Source organism: Paracoccus onubensis, assembly GCF_003591515.1.
In the GTDB taxonomy this organism is placed as follows: domain Bacteria; phylum Pseudomonadota; class Alphaproteobacteria; order Rhodobacterales; family Rhodobacteraceae; genus Paracoccus; species Paracoccus onubensis.
In genome coordinates, this window is sequence record NZ_QZCG01000001.1 from 72,902 (window position 1) to 85,878 (window position 12,977).

At 63.2% G+C, this 12,977-nt stretch carries 13 protein-coding genes; 7 read left to right on the forward strand and 6 right to left on the reverse strand.

The features are described 5' to 3' along the window. Positions 1 to 2 precede the first annotated feature (2 nt). From D3P04_RS00370 to ureG, 5 genes are read left to right on the forward strand one after another with little or no spacing between them, the layout of a single operon-like run. The gene (locus D3P04_RS00370) at positions 3 to 308 is read left to right on the forward strand and encodes an urease subunit beta (RefSeq protein ID WP_119744813.1); all 306 of its coding nucleotides are present in this window, start codon (positions 3 to 5) and stop codon (positions 306 to 308) included. Next, positions 308 to 1,993 carry an urease subunit alpha gene (gene ureC, locus D3P04_RS00375; RefSeq protein WP_408634346.1) on the forward strand — a complete coding sequence of 562 codons (1,686 nt, stop codon included), beginning with the start codon at positions 308 to 310 and terminating at the stop codon, positions 1,991 to 1,993. Before D3P04_RS00370 ends, ureC begins: the two co-directional genes overlap by 1 nt. A gap of 7 nt (positions 1,994 to 2,000) precedes the next feature. After that, entirely contained in the window at positions 2,001 to 2,483 is a 483-nt protein-coding gene (locus D3P04_RS00380) for an urease accessory protein UreE (RefSeq protein WP_119744816.1), read from the forward strand. After that, positions 2,458 to 3,111 carry an urease accessory protein UreF gene (locus D3P04_RS00385; protein WP_119744818.1) on the forward strand — a complete coding sequence of 218 codons (654 nt, stop codon included), beginning with the start codon at positions 2,458 to 2,460 and terminating at the stop codon, positions 3,109 to 3,111. The genes D3P04_RS00380 and D3P04_RS00385 overlap by 26 nt, the downstream gene beginning before the upstream one ends. Continuing rightward, complete coding sequence (ureG, locus tag D3P04_RS00390; protein WP_119744820.1) at positions 3,108 to 3,740, forward strand: urease accessory protein UreG; 633 nt, start codon at positions 3,108 to 3,110, stop codon at positions 3,738 to 3,740. The genes D3P04_RS00385 and ureG overlap by 4 nt, the downstream gene beginning before the upstream one ends. Before the next feature lie 166 nt (positions 3,741 to 3,906). Here the strand turns inward: ureG and D3P04_RS00395 are convergent, their stop codons facing one another. Further along, positions 3,907 to 4,872: an AraC family transcriptional regulator gene (locus D3P04_RS00395; RefSeq protein WP_119745556.1), complete on the reverse strand. Its 966-nt coding sequence runs from the start codon at positions 4,870 to 4,872 to the stop codon at positions 3,907 to 3,909. A gap of 79 nt (positions 4,873 to 4,951) precedes the next feature. Here D3P04_RS00395 and D3P04_RS00400 point away from each other — a divergent pair, with 79 nt between their 5' ends. Then, the gene (locus tag D3P04_RS00400; RefSeq protein ID WP_119744822.1) at positions 4,952 to 6,160 is read left to right on the forward strand and encodes an MFS transporter; all 1,209 of its coding nucleotides are present in this window, start codon (positions 4,952 to 4,954) and stop codon (positions 6,158 to 6,160) included. Between the two features lie 68 nt (positions 6,161 to 6,228). On the opposite strand, the gene D3P04_RS00405 is transcribed toward D3P04_RS00400, so the two are convergent. From D3P04_RS00405 to ampC, 3 genes are all read right to left on the reverse strand, one after another. After that, complete coding sequence (locus D3P04_RS00405; protein WP_119744823.1) at positions 6,229 to 6,654, reverse strand: VOC family protein; 426 nt, start codon at positions 6,652 to 6,654, stop codon at positions 6,229 to 6,231. Positions 6,655 to 6,847: 193 nt separating this feature from the next. Further along, entirely contained in the window at positions 6,848 to 7,708 is an 861-nt protein-coding gene (bla, locus tag D3P04_RS00410) for a class A beta-lactamase (RefSeq protein ID WP_119744825.1), read from the reverse strand. Next, on the reverse strand, positions 7,705 to 8,796 hold the full coding sequence (gene ampC / locus D3P04_RS00415; RefSeq protein ID WP_232844843.1) for a class C beta-lactamase: 1,092 nt from the start codon (positions 8,794 to 8,796) through the stop codon (positions 7,705 to 7,707). Before ampC ends, bla begins: the two co-directional genes overlap by 4 nt. A 210-nt stretch (positions 8,797 to 9,006) precedes the next feature. Between ampC and D3P04_RS00420 the strand changes: the two genes are divergently transcribed. Further along, positions 9,007 to 9,882 (forward strand): LysR family transcriptional regulator, encoded by an 876-nt coding sequence (locus tag D3P04_RS00420; RefSeq protein WP_119744829.1) that lies wholly within the window; start codon positions 9,007 to 9,009, stop codon positions 9,880 to 9,882. Between the two features lie 32 nt (positions 9,883 to 9,914). Here D3P04_RS00420 and cueR read toward each other — a convergent pair whose 3' ends face one another. Both cueR and D3P04_RS00430 read right to left on the reverse strand, forming a co-directional pair. Next, positions 9,915 to 10,364, reverse strand: coding sequence for a Cu(I)-responsive transcriptional regulator (gene cueR / locus D3P04_RS00425; RefSeq protein ID WP_119744831.1), 450 nt, complete (start codon positions 10,362 to 10,364; stop codon positions 9,915 to 9,917). Beyond that, positions 10,361 to 12,889, reverse strand: coding sequence for a heavy metal translocating P-type ATPase (locus D3P04_RS00430; RefSeq protein WP_147391857.1), 2,529 nt, complete (start codon positions 12,887 to 12,889; stop codon positions 10,361 to 10,363). Before D3P04_RS00430 ends, cueR begins: the two co-directional genes overlap by 4 nt. Between the last annotated feature and the right edge of the window lie 88 nt (positions 12,890 to 12,977).

The following is a 12,977-nucleotide window of genomic DNA, read 5'->3' on the forward strand; positions in this document are numbered from 1 at the left end:
CCATGATCCCCGGTGAAATCTTTCCCGCGAAAGGCGCCATCGTGCTGAACGAGGACCGCGAAGCGATTGTTCTGCTGGTCGCCAATTCAGGAGACCGCCCGATTCAGGTCGGCAGCCATTATCACTTCGCGGAAACCAATCCGGCGCTGCAATTCGACCGCACCACCGCACGCGGCATGCGTCTGTCCATTCCCGCCGGCACTGCCGTCCGGTTCGAGCCGGGGCAGTCGCGCGAGGTCCGCTTGATCCCTTATGCCGGGCAGCGGATCGTGCAGGGGTTCCGCAAAGAGATCATGGGGGCGCTGTGATGGTGAGCCTTTCCCGCGCCGATTACGCGGCAATGTATGGCCCGACCACGGGCGACCGGATCCGGCTGGCCGATACGGAACTGGTGATCGAGGTCGAGCGCGATCTGACCATTCCCGGAGAAGAGGTCAAGTTCGGCGGCGGCAAGGTGGTGCGCGACGGCATGGGGCAAAGCCAGGTCACGCGCGAGGGCGGCGCGATGGATACCGTCATCACCGGCGTCGTCCTGTTCGATCATCAGGGCATCACCAAGGCGGATATCGGATTGAAGGATGGCCTCATCGCCGGGATCGGCAAGGCGGGCAATCCCGACACGCAGCCCGGCGTCACGCTGATCATCGGCCCGGGAACCGAGATCATCGCGGGCGAGGGGCGTATCCTGACCCCCGGCGGCTTCGATTGCCATATCCACTATATCTGCCCGCAACAGGTCGATCACGCGCTGCATTCCGGCGTGACCACACTGCTGGGCGGCGGCACCGGCCCCGCGCATGGGACTCTGGCCACGACCTGCACTCCCGGCCCGTGGCATATTGCCCGGATGCTGGAAGCCTGCGCCGATCTGCCGGTGAATATCGGCGTGGCGGGCAAGGGCAATGCCTCTCGCCCCGAACCGCTGGAGGAACAGATCCGCGCCGGGGCCTGCGCGTTGAAACTGCACGAGGACTGGGGCACCACCCCTGCCGCCATCGACAACTGCCTGAGCGTGGCGGATCGGATGGATGTGCAGGTGATGATCCATACCGACACGCTGAACGAATCCGGCTTTGTCGAGGATACGATGGCCGCCATCGCAGGCCGCACGATCCACGCCTATCACACCGAGGGCGCGGGCGGCGGCCATGCCCCCGATATCATCCGCATGGTGGGGATGGGCAATGTGCTGCCCTCATCCACCAATCCGACGCGGCCCTATACCGCCAACACGATCGAAGAGCATCTGGATATGCTGATGGTCTGTCATCACCTTGACCGCCGGGTGCCCGAGGATGTCGCCTTCGCCGAAAGCCGCATCCGGCGCGAGACCATCGCCGCCGAGGATATCCTGCACGATCTGGGCGCCTTCAGCGTGATCTCATCGGATAGTCAGGCGATGGGGCGGATCGGCGAGGTCATCATCCGCACATGGCAGACCGCCGACAAGATGCGCCGCCAGCGCGGGCGATTGCCGGGCGAACAGGGGCAGAACGACAACCTTCGCGCCCGCCGCTACATCGCCAAATATACGATCAATCCGGCCATCGTGCATGGCGTCAGCAGCCATATCGGCAGCATCACTCCCGGCAAGCGCGCCGATCTGGTGCTGTGGTCGCCTGCATTCTTTGGCGTCAAGCCCGAGATGGTGCTGGTCGGCGGTCAGATCAGCGTGGCGCAGATGGGCGATCCGAACGGTTCGATCCCGGTTCAGCCGGTCTTCAGCCGGCCGATGTGGGGGCATAGCGGGCGGGCTTCGGCACTGTTCGTCTCGGGCGCGGGACTGGAGGCCGGAGCGGGCGATGGCTTGGACAAAACGCTGATCGCGGTCGCGAATACGCGTGGCATCGGCAAGGCGGATATGGTGCTGAACGATTCCATGCCCGAAATCGAGGTCGATCCCGAAACATACGAGGTGCGGGCGAATGGCGAATTGCTGAGCTGCGAGCCCGCGACCGAGTTGCCGATGGCGCAACGCTATTTCCTGTATTGAGACGAACATGATCCCCCATTGCCACCACATCACCCGCGATGCCGCCTCGTCCTCCGACACGCCTTCCGATGGCGAGGTCACGCTTGATTACGACGCCCGCCTGCTGCGTCGAAAACGGCTGGTCTGCGATAGCGGCGATTTCCTTGTCGATCTGCCGGAGGTCACCAGCCTTGACGATGGCGATGCCTTCGAATTGTCGGATGGGCGGCGCATCACCGTTCGCGCGGCGGCGGAGCCGGTGCTGGTGATCCGGGGCGCGTTGGCGCGGCTTGCCTGGCATATCGGAAATCGTCATACGCCCTGCCGGATCGAACCGGACAGGCTGATCATTCGCGCCGATCATGTGCTGGAAGCCATGCTGCGCAAGCTGGGTGCGCAGATCGAACATGCCATGCTGCCCTTTGCCCCGGAAGGCGGCGCCTATGGTCATGGCCGCACTTTCGGCCATGATCACGGTCACACACATGACCATCATCACGATCACGCCTGAAGCCGCCCGCCTGCGACTGGCGCAATATCTGTCACCGGCTTTCCCGGTCGGCGGCTTTGCATGGTCGCAGGGGCTGGAATGGGCGATGGATCAGGGAATCGTGACCCGCGCCACCTTGGCCCAATGGCTGGCCGATTGGCTGGATCACGGCTGTGGCTGGACCGATGCCGTACTGGTCGCCCTGTCGCTGCGCCCCGGTGCCGAATACCCGGCGCTGGACGATCTTGCCCGCGCCGCCTGCATGAGCGCGCAACGCCTGATGGAGACGGTCGAGCAGGGCGCGGCCTTTGCCGCCAATCTCACCGCGATGACCGGCAGAGCTCATCCCGCCGCCGCCCTGCCGGTCGCGTTCGGGCGTGCCTGCGCGGGATTTCCATTGCCCGCGCCTGAAATGATCGCGGCATTCCTGCAAGCGCAGGCCGGTTCACTGGTGTCCGCCGCGATACGTTTCATGCCGCTTGGACCTGTCGAGGGCCAGCGGATGATCTCGGGCCTGCAGCCGGCGCTGCTTGCGACTGCTGCTCGCACGATATCGGCCAGCGAAGCCGAACTGACCAGCGCGACATGGGGGGCCGATATCGCCGCCATGTCGCATGAAACCATGAGCACAAGGATATTCCGGTCATGAGCCAAAACGGCCCCCTTCGCGTCGGTATCGGCGGTCCCGTCGGGGCAGGGAAGACCACCCTGACCGAGCAAATCGCCCGCGCGCTTGCGCCGCGCCTGTCGATGGCCGTCATCACCAATGACATCTACACGCGTGAGGATGCCGAGGCCCTTATGCGCGCGCAGGTGCTGCCGGACGAACGGATCCGGGGCGTCGAGACCGGCGGCTGCCCGCATACCGCGATCCGCGAAGATGCCAGCATCAATCTTGCGGCGATCGCCGATCTGAACGCCGCCTTTCCCGATCTGGAACTGGTGCTGATCGAATCGGGTGGCGATAATCTGGCGGCGACATTTTCGCCCGAGCTGGCGGATCTGACCATCTATGTCATCGATACCGCTGCCGGTCAGGACATTCCCCGCAAACGCGGCCCCGGCCTTGCCCGTTCGGATCTGCTGGTGGTGAACAAGACCGATCTTGCGCCGCATGTGGGCGTCGATGCCGGGTTGCTGGAAACCGATTCCCGCCATGCCCGGGGATCGCGGCCGGTCGTGATGGCATCGCTGCGTGCCGGCAGGGGCGTCGATCCGATCGTCGATTTCCTGATCCGCGAAGGCGGGCTGCAGCCACGGCAATCACCTTCCCGCTAAAGCATGCCGCGCCTGTCTCGCGTCCTCCCCTTCTTCTTTGTCCAAATACCTTGGGGGTCGCCGGCGGGTCGCGCCACTGGTCCGAGAGACCTGCCGGCGACGGGGCACCGCCCCCGGCCATCGCGGGACGCAAATAACCGGCGTTTCCGATTCCACGCGACAGGCTCTAGGATGCGATCCTGCGCCTGTGGTTTCCCGGCGAGACGCCGATCACCCGTTTGAAGGCCCGGGTGAAAGCGGCTTGCGAGCCATAACCCATCTTATGCGCCACGGCCGCCACCGAGCTGCCTTCCTGTTCCAGCCATTGCGCGGCAATCCGCATCCGCAGGTCGGTGACATAGCGCAGCGGACTTACACCCACGACCGTCACGAAGCGATCCGAAAATACCGATCGCGAAGCGCCCATCAGGCCCGCCATCGTCGGAATATCCCAGTCGCGGCCGGGATCCTTGTGCAATTCGGCCAATACCCGGGCAAGGCGGGGATCGCGCAGCCCGGTGATCACGCCCGACAGGTTGTCACAGCCGCATTCCACCCATCCGCGAACGATCAATGCGGCGATGACATCCGCAAGCCGGGCAAGGATACCCGCCGAGCCGGGGCGGTCCTGTGCCATCTCGCTTTCCATTGCGGCAAGGATCGCATGCATCTCGGGCTGACGGTCAAGAAGTGCGCCGACGGACATCGCATCCGGCATCAGGCCGACCAGAGGATGCATCGTGACCAGATCAAGCTCCATCGCGCCGGTCAGGACGATCGTGTCTCTGGTTCTGCAGGCGGCCGCGTCACAGGCTTTGACCTCGCAGAACGCCTGACAGACCCGTTCCGGTTCGTAACTGCCGAAATCCCGCGCCGCCACCCGGGGGCCTGACAGCAATCGATGCGGTTGCGCGCGCGGGATCAGCACCGCATCCCCGGCCTGCATCAGGCGGGGCGCTGCATCGGGCAGAAGCAGCAGCGCCTCTCCCTGGCCGATGAAGTGGAACCGTGCCCCGTCATCGGCGCGGAAATTGATTCCGAAAGGCGGCGACAGGCGCAGACGCCAATAGCTTGCCCCGCGCAGGCGCATTCCAAGAAGCACCTCGCTGATGGCGTCGGGTTTATTTTGCGTTTCGGTGTTTCGATCAAACATGCCGGATAAACTGGCATGGTTTGTCCGGATTTCCAAGCCAATTTCTGTCCGGGGAGCGCTTAGGACAAAGGGACAGAATATGGCTACGGATATATCGCTGATCGATGCGCCGGACCGGGCAACCGCGGAAAGGCCGCAGGCGGAGGATCGCCCGGCCTGGGGCGCGGTCTTTTCAATGTCGCTGGGCGTGTTTGCGCTGGTGACTGCAGAATTTCTTCCTGCAAGCCTTCTGACGCCTTTGGCCGAGGGATTGCAGATCAGCAAGGGCGCGGCCGGGCAGGCGGTCACGGCGACGGCACTGGTCGCCCTGATAACCAGCCTGTTCATCTCGGTCGCCACGCGCGGCCTCGATCGAAGATGGGTGCTGATGGGATTTTCGGTTCTGCTGGTGATATCGAACCTGATCGTTGCCGGCGCGCCGGGTCTTGTCATGCTGCTGGTCGGGCGGATCCTGATGGGCATCGCCCTGGGCGGATTCTGGAGCTTGTCTGTCGCGACCGTCATGCGGCTGGTCCCCGAGCAGGCGATCCCGCGCGCGCTTGCGATCATGTTCATGGGCGTTTCCGCAGCAACCGTGTTTGCGGTGCCTGTCGGCAGCTATCTGGGCGCGTTGATCGGCTGGCGCGGGGTGTTCGTCGCGGCGACCGGGCTGGCGCTGCTGGCATTGCTTGTTCAATATCTGACGCTGCCGGCACTTCCTGCGCGCGGCAATAACCGGATGGGCGCGTTGGTCCAGGTTCTTGGCCGCCCGGGCATCGGCATCGGTATGCTTGCGGTGCTTCTGGTTTTTGCGGGGCATTTCACCTTTTTCACCTATATCCGCCCGTTTCTGGAAAATGTCACCTCGGTCGGGATTGAAGGCGTGACGGTCATCCTGTTCGGATTCGGCCTGGCGAATTTCGCCGGAACCTATCTGGTTGCCTTCGTGATCGAGCGTTCCTTGCGTCTGGCGCTGCTGATGATGCCGCTGGTCATGGCCGTTATCGCCCTGTTGCTGACAACGATCGGAGGGGTCGCGGTCGTGGATGCTTCGCTGATCGCGCTTTGGGGACTGGTCTTTGCCGGCGTGCCGGTATCCTGGTCGACATGGATCACCCGCGCATTGCCCGATGAGGCCGAGGCCGGCGGCGGTCTTATCGTCGCCGCGATCAACTTCGCCATTGCCACAGGGGCCGGAATCGGCGGCGCATTGCTGGAATTCACGGGGCCCAGAGGCGTCTTTCTTGCAAGCGGCGTCATATTGGTCGTGGCGGTGGTCACCATCGCGGGCCGGGTCAGACCGGAATGACAACCGCGCGGGCCCGGCAGGGATCGGGCCTGCGCTTTCCGGCCATGCCCGGAATGCGGGTGACGATATCACCCCGCCGCCGGCGGTATTTCCGGGTTCCAGACGATTTCCCACAGATGCCCGTCAGGATCACGAAAATACCCGGCGTAACCGCCATAGAATGTGTCCTGCGGCGTCTTGATGATCTCTGCGCCCGCGCGTCTTGCGGTCTCCATCACCTCGTCGACCTCTTCGCGGCGCAGGACATTATGCCCGATGGTGACGGCGGTGGAACTGACGGGCTGTTTCGGCAGGCCGGTATCGTGGGAAATATCGTCTTGCGCCCAAAGCGCGAGTATCAGCCCGCCCGACAATTCGAAAAAGACCACCGCGCCATGCGCGAACTCCTGCCCCATGATGCCCCTGGTCGGCAGGCCAAGACCGTCGCGATAGAAGATCAGCGATTGTTCAAGATCGGCAACGCCAAGCGTGAGAACGGAAATTACAGGTTTCATGTCCATACCCTTTCTATCGGCACCTGCAAGATGCAGGCACCCTGATAGTCCTGGGCCGTCATCAAAGTAACGGAAGGACCCGCCACGCGGGGGCCGGGCCAACCTTCCCGAGCCTAACCTGTTTCGGACGGATAAAAGGTTAGGTCGGCAGGCGCGGGGTGTCAATCTTGCCCCGCGTGGCACCCGGATGCCGTTACCAATCGCTGACAATCGCCGCGCCGATTCGTGCGATCTGTTCGTTCCGTTCATCCAGTGTGGCCTCTGTTTCGGTCATGTAGACCACGACGATACGCCCCGGCTGGCCATCCGGCCCCAATGCCGCCACGATCCCGCGCGCGCCGCGGGCACCCGCGCCGGATTTATCGGCGATATACCAGCCCTGCGGAAGCGCCGCACGGATCAGGGCATCGGCCACGCGATCATTCTCCATCCATGTCAGAAGCTGCTGGCGCGATTCCGGGGAAAGCGCCTCACCGAACAACAGCCGGTTCAGCGTTTCCGCCATCGCGCCCGGCGTGGTCGTGTCGCGCGGGTCGCCGGGATCGGCGCTGTTCAGCTCGGTTTCCCAGCGATCCAGCCGGCTTGTGTCGTCCCCGATCGCGCGTAGGAAATCCGTCAGCCCCTGCGGGCCGTCCACCGCCGCAAGCAGCAGGTTGCCGGCGGTGTTGTCGCTCATGGTGATCGCCGCCTCGCACAGCGCATCAAGCGTCATGCCGGCGCCGACATGTTTTTCGGTGACGGGGGAATATTCCACAAGCTGCGAAGCCTGATAGCCGACGTGGCGATCAAGCCGATCCTCGCCCGCATCGACACGGGCAAGCACCGCAGCACAGACAAGAACCTTGAAGGTGCTAAGCATCGGGAAGCGCTCATCGATGCGGTAGCCCTGAATGCGGCCCGAGGCCAGATCCAGAGACGCATAGCCGGCGCGGGCATCAAGGGTGGCCTCGGCCTGCCGGACAGCGGCGAGGGTCGCATCCTCGGCATCCCCGGCATTGGCGGGGCCACCCGACAGCGCCAGCATGGCAATCACGGCAAGGCGTATGAACTTCATTGCTTCATCTCCAATACGGATTCGATCAGCGTCAGCCCGGCATCCACGCGGGCAGGAAGCGGAACATTGCGGTTGGACATGATGACAAGGCCAAGATCCTCATCCGGGATGAAGGCGACGTAGCCGCCGAAGCCATTGGTCGATCCGGTTTTGCTGAACAGAACCCCTTGGCCGGAGGTCTCGGGTTCCGCAAGCCTTGTCGCGGGCTGGCTTTCGGTGACCATCTCGGGCGCATTTCCGGCAAGCAGCTGCTCACGCTGCACCGGCCAGGGATAGCGTTCCCAGATCATGGCCTGATCGAAATGCCGGGTCCGGGTCTGGCCCGCATGGGTTTTGATCACCGCGTCCTGCAATTCCGGCAGGATCTTCACATCGCCCAGATTGATCTGCAGGAAGCGCAGCATGTCGCGCAGATCCGATTTGAGGCCATAAGCCTCGGAATCCAGCACACCGGGGTTCACCCGGACCGGACTGTCATCCGTGCGCGAATAGCCAAAGGCATATTGCGGCATCTGTGCCTGAGGCACATCGACATAAGTGTTTTCCAGCCCCATCGGATGCAGGACATGATCCCGAAGAACCGTGGCATAGTCACCGCCAAAGGCTTCGGCGGAAGCGCGGCCCAGCAGGCCGATGCTGATATTCGAATAAGAGCGTTCACCCGCGCCGGGAACGGGTTGCCAGGTTTGAAGCCAGCGCATAAGGGCGCTGTCGTCCCGTGCCTCGTCCGGTACCTGCAAAGGCAGACCGCCGGTCTGATGGGTGGCAAGATCCATCAAAGTCACGGCACCAAGCCCGCTATCCTTCAGATCCGGCAGTTGAACCGAGGCCGGGTCCGAAAGCGACAGGTGCCCCTGTTGTTCCGCCAGCGCGGCAAGCGCCACGTTGAAGGTCTTGCTGATCGAGCCCAGTTCGAACAGCGTCTTGTCCGTGACCGGTTTATCTGCCGCACGGTCGGCCATGCCTGTGGTGTAAACGTAATCCCGGCCCTGCCATGTCAGACCGACGGCCAGTCCCGGAACCTCATATTCCGCAATGACGGGCGCAAATATCTCGGCGGCCGCCTTCTGGAACTCTGTTTCAGTCATTGCCGATACCGGCATCGCCGATAGGGGCATTACAAAACCTGTTGCGAACAGGCCAAGGCCCGCGCATCCATAAATCATTCTCATCTTTTCGCTCTGCTCATTTGGACACGGCGATTGCTTCGCCGGCAAGGACAGGGTTACGGTGAAAGCTGCCGGATGCACAAACGATCATATTTCACTTGAGCCATAAGATAATCTAATCTCGATACGATGGATCGCCCACAACTCCCCCTGAATGCTCTGCGCGCTTTCGAAGCCGCTTCGCGTCATCTTAACCTGACCCGCGCCGCTATCGAGCTTTGCGTAACCCAGGCGGCACTGAGCCATCAGATCCGGGGGCTGGAAGAGCGTCTGGGCGTCAGGCTGTTCCGCCGCGTTCCACGGGGGCTTGTGCTGACTGAGGAAGGGATCATGCTGGCCCCGGTCCTGACCCGGAGTTTCGACGAGATGTCCGACACGCTGGACCGTTTCGCCGCAGGTCATTATCACGAAACGATCAATCTGGGCGTCGTCAACAGTTTTGCGACCGAATGGCTGATTCCGCGCATCGCGGATTTTCACCGCCTTCACCCCTCGATCGATCTGCGTATCCACACGAATAACAACCGTGTCGATCTGGCTGGAGAGGGACTTGATCTGGCAATCCGTTTCGGCGACGGAAGCTGGCATGGCGCCGCGGCAATCAGATTGATGAGTGGCGCGATGACGGCTGTCTGCAGTCCCGAACTGGCGACCCGGCTGCGCAGGGTCGAAGATCTGTTATCCGCGTCCTTGTTGCGATCCTATCGCGCCAGCGAATGGGAACGGTGGTTCAGCATGCACGATCTGCCCGCGCCACAATTGCGCGGGCCGGTCTTCGATACCTCTCTGGCCATCGCAGAGATGGCTGCGCGCGGGAATGGCGTCGGGCTTGTGCCAGCCGCGCTGTTCTCTGCCTGGGTGGAGACGGGCCGGCTGGTAAGGCCATTCCGGGCCGAGCTTGCGGCGGGGGATTACTGGCTGACACGTTTGCATGCCAATCCTGACACGGCGGGGCAAGTCGCTTTCGCGGATTGGATCGCCGCGACCGTATCAGGGTCGGAGTAAGACGTTTCGCCGCCGGTCGCCGTGCCGCCTGATCACACCGATGGGCTGTTGCGGGGTGGGGGCGCTTTCGCCGCGGCAGAGCTGTTCCGTCCGCCGGGTTGCGCCAGGTCGCCAAGGATCGGGCAATCGGGCCGATGATCGCCCGCGCAGGCATCCGCCAGCGTCTCAAGCGTGGTCATCATGCTTTCCATTTCAGCGATCCGGCTTCGCAATTCCTCGATATGCTGGAGTGCGACGCGCTTCACATCGCCGCTTTGGCGGTCGCGGTCGCGCCAAAGGCTCAGCAGTTCCTCTATCTCGGAGACCGAGAAGCCAAGATCCCGCGCGCGGCGGATAAAGCACAGCGTGTGGACATCGGTATCCGAGTAATCGCGGTAGCCCGATGCCGTCCTGTCGGCCGCCGGGATCAGGCCGATCTGTTCGTAATAGCGGATCATCTTCGCCGAGATGCCCGAGGCTTTGGCGGCTATTCCGATATTCATGCGTGGCTCCTCTGGTTAAGCGGCAGGGCAGGCATTTTGACGGCGGGGGGGATTGCCACTGTGCTTGCCGGCGGCACGAAACGGCGCAACCGCAGGGCATTGCCAAGCACGAATACCGATGAAAGCGCCATCGCTCCCGCTGCAAAGACGGGCGACAGGAGCGTTCCGTAAAACGGATAAAGCACACCCGCTGCAACCGGGATCAGGGCGGCATTATAGGCGAAAGCCCAGAACAGGTTCTGACGAATATTTCCGATCGTCGCCTTTGACAGCGCAATCGCGTTCGGCACGCCCTGCAAGCTGCCCGACATCAGCACCACATCCGCCGCCTCGATGGCGATATCGGTGCCGGTGCCGATGGCAAGCCCGATATCCGCCTGAGCCAGCGCGGGCGCGTCGTTGATGCCATCGCCGACGAAGGCAAGCGTGCCATGCGCATCTTTCAGACGCCGCACCGCATCGACCTTGCCGTCCGGCAGCACCTCGGCCACGACCTCGTCGATCCCCAGATGCTGCGCGATGGCCTGCGCGGTCCGCGCGTTATCCCCGGTGATCATCGCGACCTTCAGGCCCAGATCATGCAGCGCCCGGATCGCCTGCGGGGTGGTTTCCTTGACCGGATCCGACACCGCGACGATGGCGGCGAGTTTTCCGTCGATGGCGGCGTAAAGCGGTGATTTTCCTTCGGTCGCCAGCCGTTCGGCGATCGCGGCAAAGGGCAGCACGTCCAGCCCCAAACGGGTCATGTAACGGTCGGCCCCGATCTCGACCCGCTGACCATCCGCGACGGCCGTCACGCCAAAGCCGGTAACGGACTGGAACTCCGCGACCTGTGGCAATTCCGTGTCCTCGGCCCTTGCGGCATCTACGATGGACTGGGCGATCGGATGTTCGGATTTCGCCTCTGTGGCGGCGATCAGCCCCAGAACCGTCGCCCGGTCAAAGCCTTCGGCCAGTTCCAGATCCGTCAGTGACGGTTTGCCCTCGGTCAGGGTGCCGGTCTTGTCCAGCGCGACGACCTGCGCATCACGAAGAAGCTGTAACGCTTCACCCTTGCGGAACAATACGCCCAGCTCTGCCCCGCGACCGGTTCCGACCATGATCGAGGTGGGCGTCGCCAGACCCATGGCGCATGGGCAGGCGATGATCAGCACGGCAACGGCGTTCACCAGCGCGAAGGTCAGGGCTGGCGACGGGCCGAAGAAAAGCCATCCGGCGAATGTCAGCACCGCGATCCCCATGACGACCGGCACGAACCACATCGTCACCCGGTCCACCGCCGCTTGTATCGGCAATTTGGACGCCTGCGCCTGTTCCACCATCCGGATAATCTGCGACAGGACCGTATTGCCGCCGACTGCCGTTGCGCGGAACGCCAAGGCGCCCTTTTGGTTGACCGTGCCGCCGACCAATTCGCTGTCGGGTTTTTTGGCAACCGGGACCGGCTCGCCCGAGATCATGGATTCATCGACATAGCTTTCGCCTTCGATGACCCTGCCATCGACCGGGATCCGTTCTCCGGGACGCAGTTCGATCACATCGCCCGAGACGACCAGATCGATGGGAACCTCTTCCACCCGCCCGTCGCGGCGGACCCGCGCGGTCTTTGCCTGAAGCCCGACAAGGCGCTTGATCGCCTGAGAGGTGCGGCCTTTGGCGCGTGCTTCCAGCAAGCGGCCAAGCAGGATCAGGGTGACGATGACGGCGGCGGCCTCGTAATAGACATTGACCGTGCCTGCAGGCAGAAGACCCGGCGCGAATGTTGCCGCAAGCGAATATCCATAAGCCGCAAGCGTTCCGACCGCGACCAGTGAATTCATGTCCGGGGCCAGCCGGGCAAGCGCCGGAAGCCCTTTTCTGTAGAACCGGAGTCCCGGCCCGAACAGGATAAGCGTGGTCAGGGCGAACTGGATATACCAGCTTGCCTGCATCCCGATCGTTGCCGCAATCAGGCGATGGATGCCGGGAACAAGATGCGCCCCCATCTCCAGCACGGCGACCGGTAATGTCAGGACCAGTGCCAGCGTGAAATCTCGTTTGAGTTCGCGTTGTTCGGTCTCTTTCCGCTCTTCCGCGCCGGTATCGCCGCCGGTCTGCGTGCCCAGCAGGGTGGCGTCATAGCCAGCCTTCCGAATGGCCGCGATCAGGCTGTCCGGAGCGGCGGCCCCCTCCACAGTGGCGCGTTCGGTGGCAAGGTTCACGGCAGCGCGCGTCACCCCCGGCACGGCGGTCAGGGCGCGTTCCACCCGTCCCACGCAGGAAGCGCAGCTCATGCCCTGAACCGACAGTTCGACCGGCGCGGCGGGCACGGCATAACCCGCTTTCTCGATAGCCTGCACAAGCATCGGACGGTCCACGCCGTTTCCGGCGGCGATATCCGCGCGCTCGGTGGCAAGGTTGACGATGGCGGAATCAACTCCGGCAACGGATTTCAACGCCTTTTCGACACGACCGACGCAAGAGGCGCAGGACATGCCCTCAATCGGAATGCTGAAGGTTTCGGTCTTTTTCGGGGAAGCGGGCATCGCTGACTCCTTTGCATCAGAACCAAGGTCAGCAAGACATATAATGGTTCCAACGATGGGAAGGTCAAGGGCAGGAATCAGGAAAATT

What these genes read in the sequence shown, in the direction of transcription:
- D3P04_RS00370 (WP_119744813.1), top strand. Translation starts at nt 3, where the DNA reads ATGATCCCCGGTGAAATCTTTCCCGCGAAAGGCGCCATCGTGCTGAAC.
- ureC (WP_408634346.1), top strand. Translation starts at nt 308, where the DNA reads ATGGTGAGCCTTTCCCGCGCCGATTACGCGGCAATGTATGGCCCGACC.
- D3P04_RS00380 (WP_119744816.1), top strand. Translation starts at nt 2,001, where the DNA reads ATGATCCCCCATTGCCACCACATCACCCGCGATGCCGCCTCGTCCTCC.
- D3P04_RS00385 (WP_119744818.1), top strand. Translation starts at nt 2,458, where the DNA reads ATGACCATCATCACGATCACGCCTGAAGCCGCCCGCCTGCGACTGGCG.
- ureG (WP_119744820.1), top strand. Translation starts at nt 3,108, where the DNA reads ATGAGCCAAAACGGCCCCCTTCGCGTCGGTATCGGCGGTCCCGTCGGG.
- D3P04_RS00395 (WP_119745556.1), bottom strand. Translation starts at nt 4,872, where the DNA reads ATGTTTGATCGAAACACCGAAACGCAAAATAAACCCGACGCCATCAGC.
- D3P04_RS00400 (WP_119744822.1), top strand. Translation starts at nt 4,952, where the DNA reads ATGGCTACGGATATATCGCTGATCGATGCGCCGGACCGGGCAACCGCG.
- D3P04_RS00405 (WP_119744823.1), bottom strand. Translation starts at nt 6,654, where the DNA reads ATGAAACCTGTAATTTCCGTTCTCACGCTTGGCGTTGCCGATCTTGAA.
- bla (WP_119744825.1), bottom strand. Translation starts at nt 7,708, where the DNA reads ATGAAGTTCATACGCCTTGCCGTGATTGCCATGCTGGCGCTGTCGGGT.
- ampC (WP_232844843.1), bottom strand. Translation starts at nt 8,796, where the DNA reads ATGACTGAAACAGAGTTCCAGAAGGCGGCCGCCGAGATATTTGCGCCC.
- D3P04_RS00420 (WP_119744829.1), top strand. Translation starts at nt 9,007, where the DNA reads ATGGATCGCCCACAACTCCCCCTGAATGCTCTGCGCGCTTTCGAAGCC.
- cueR (WP_119744831.1), bottom strand. Translation starts at nt 10,364, where the DNA reads ATGAATATCGGAATAGCCGCCAAAGCCTCGGGCATCTCGGCGAAGATG.
- D3P04_RS00430 (WP_147391857.1), bottom strand. Translation starts at nt 12,889, where the DNA reads ATGCCCGCTTCCCCGAAAAAGACCGAAACCTTCAGCATTCCGATTGAG.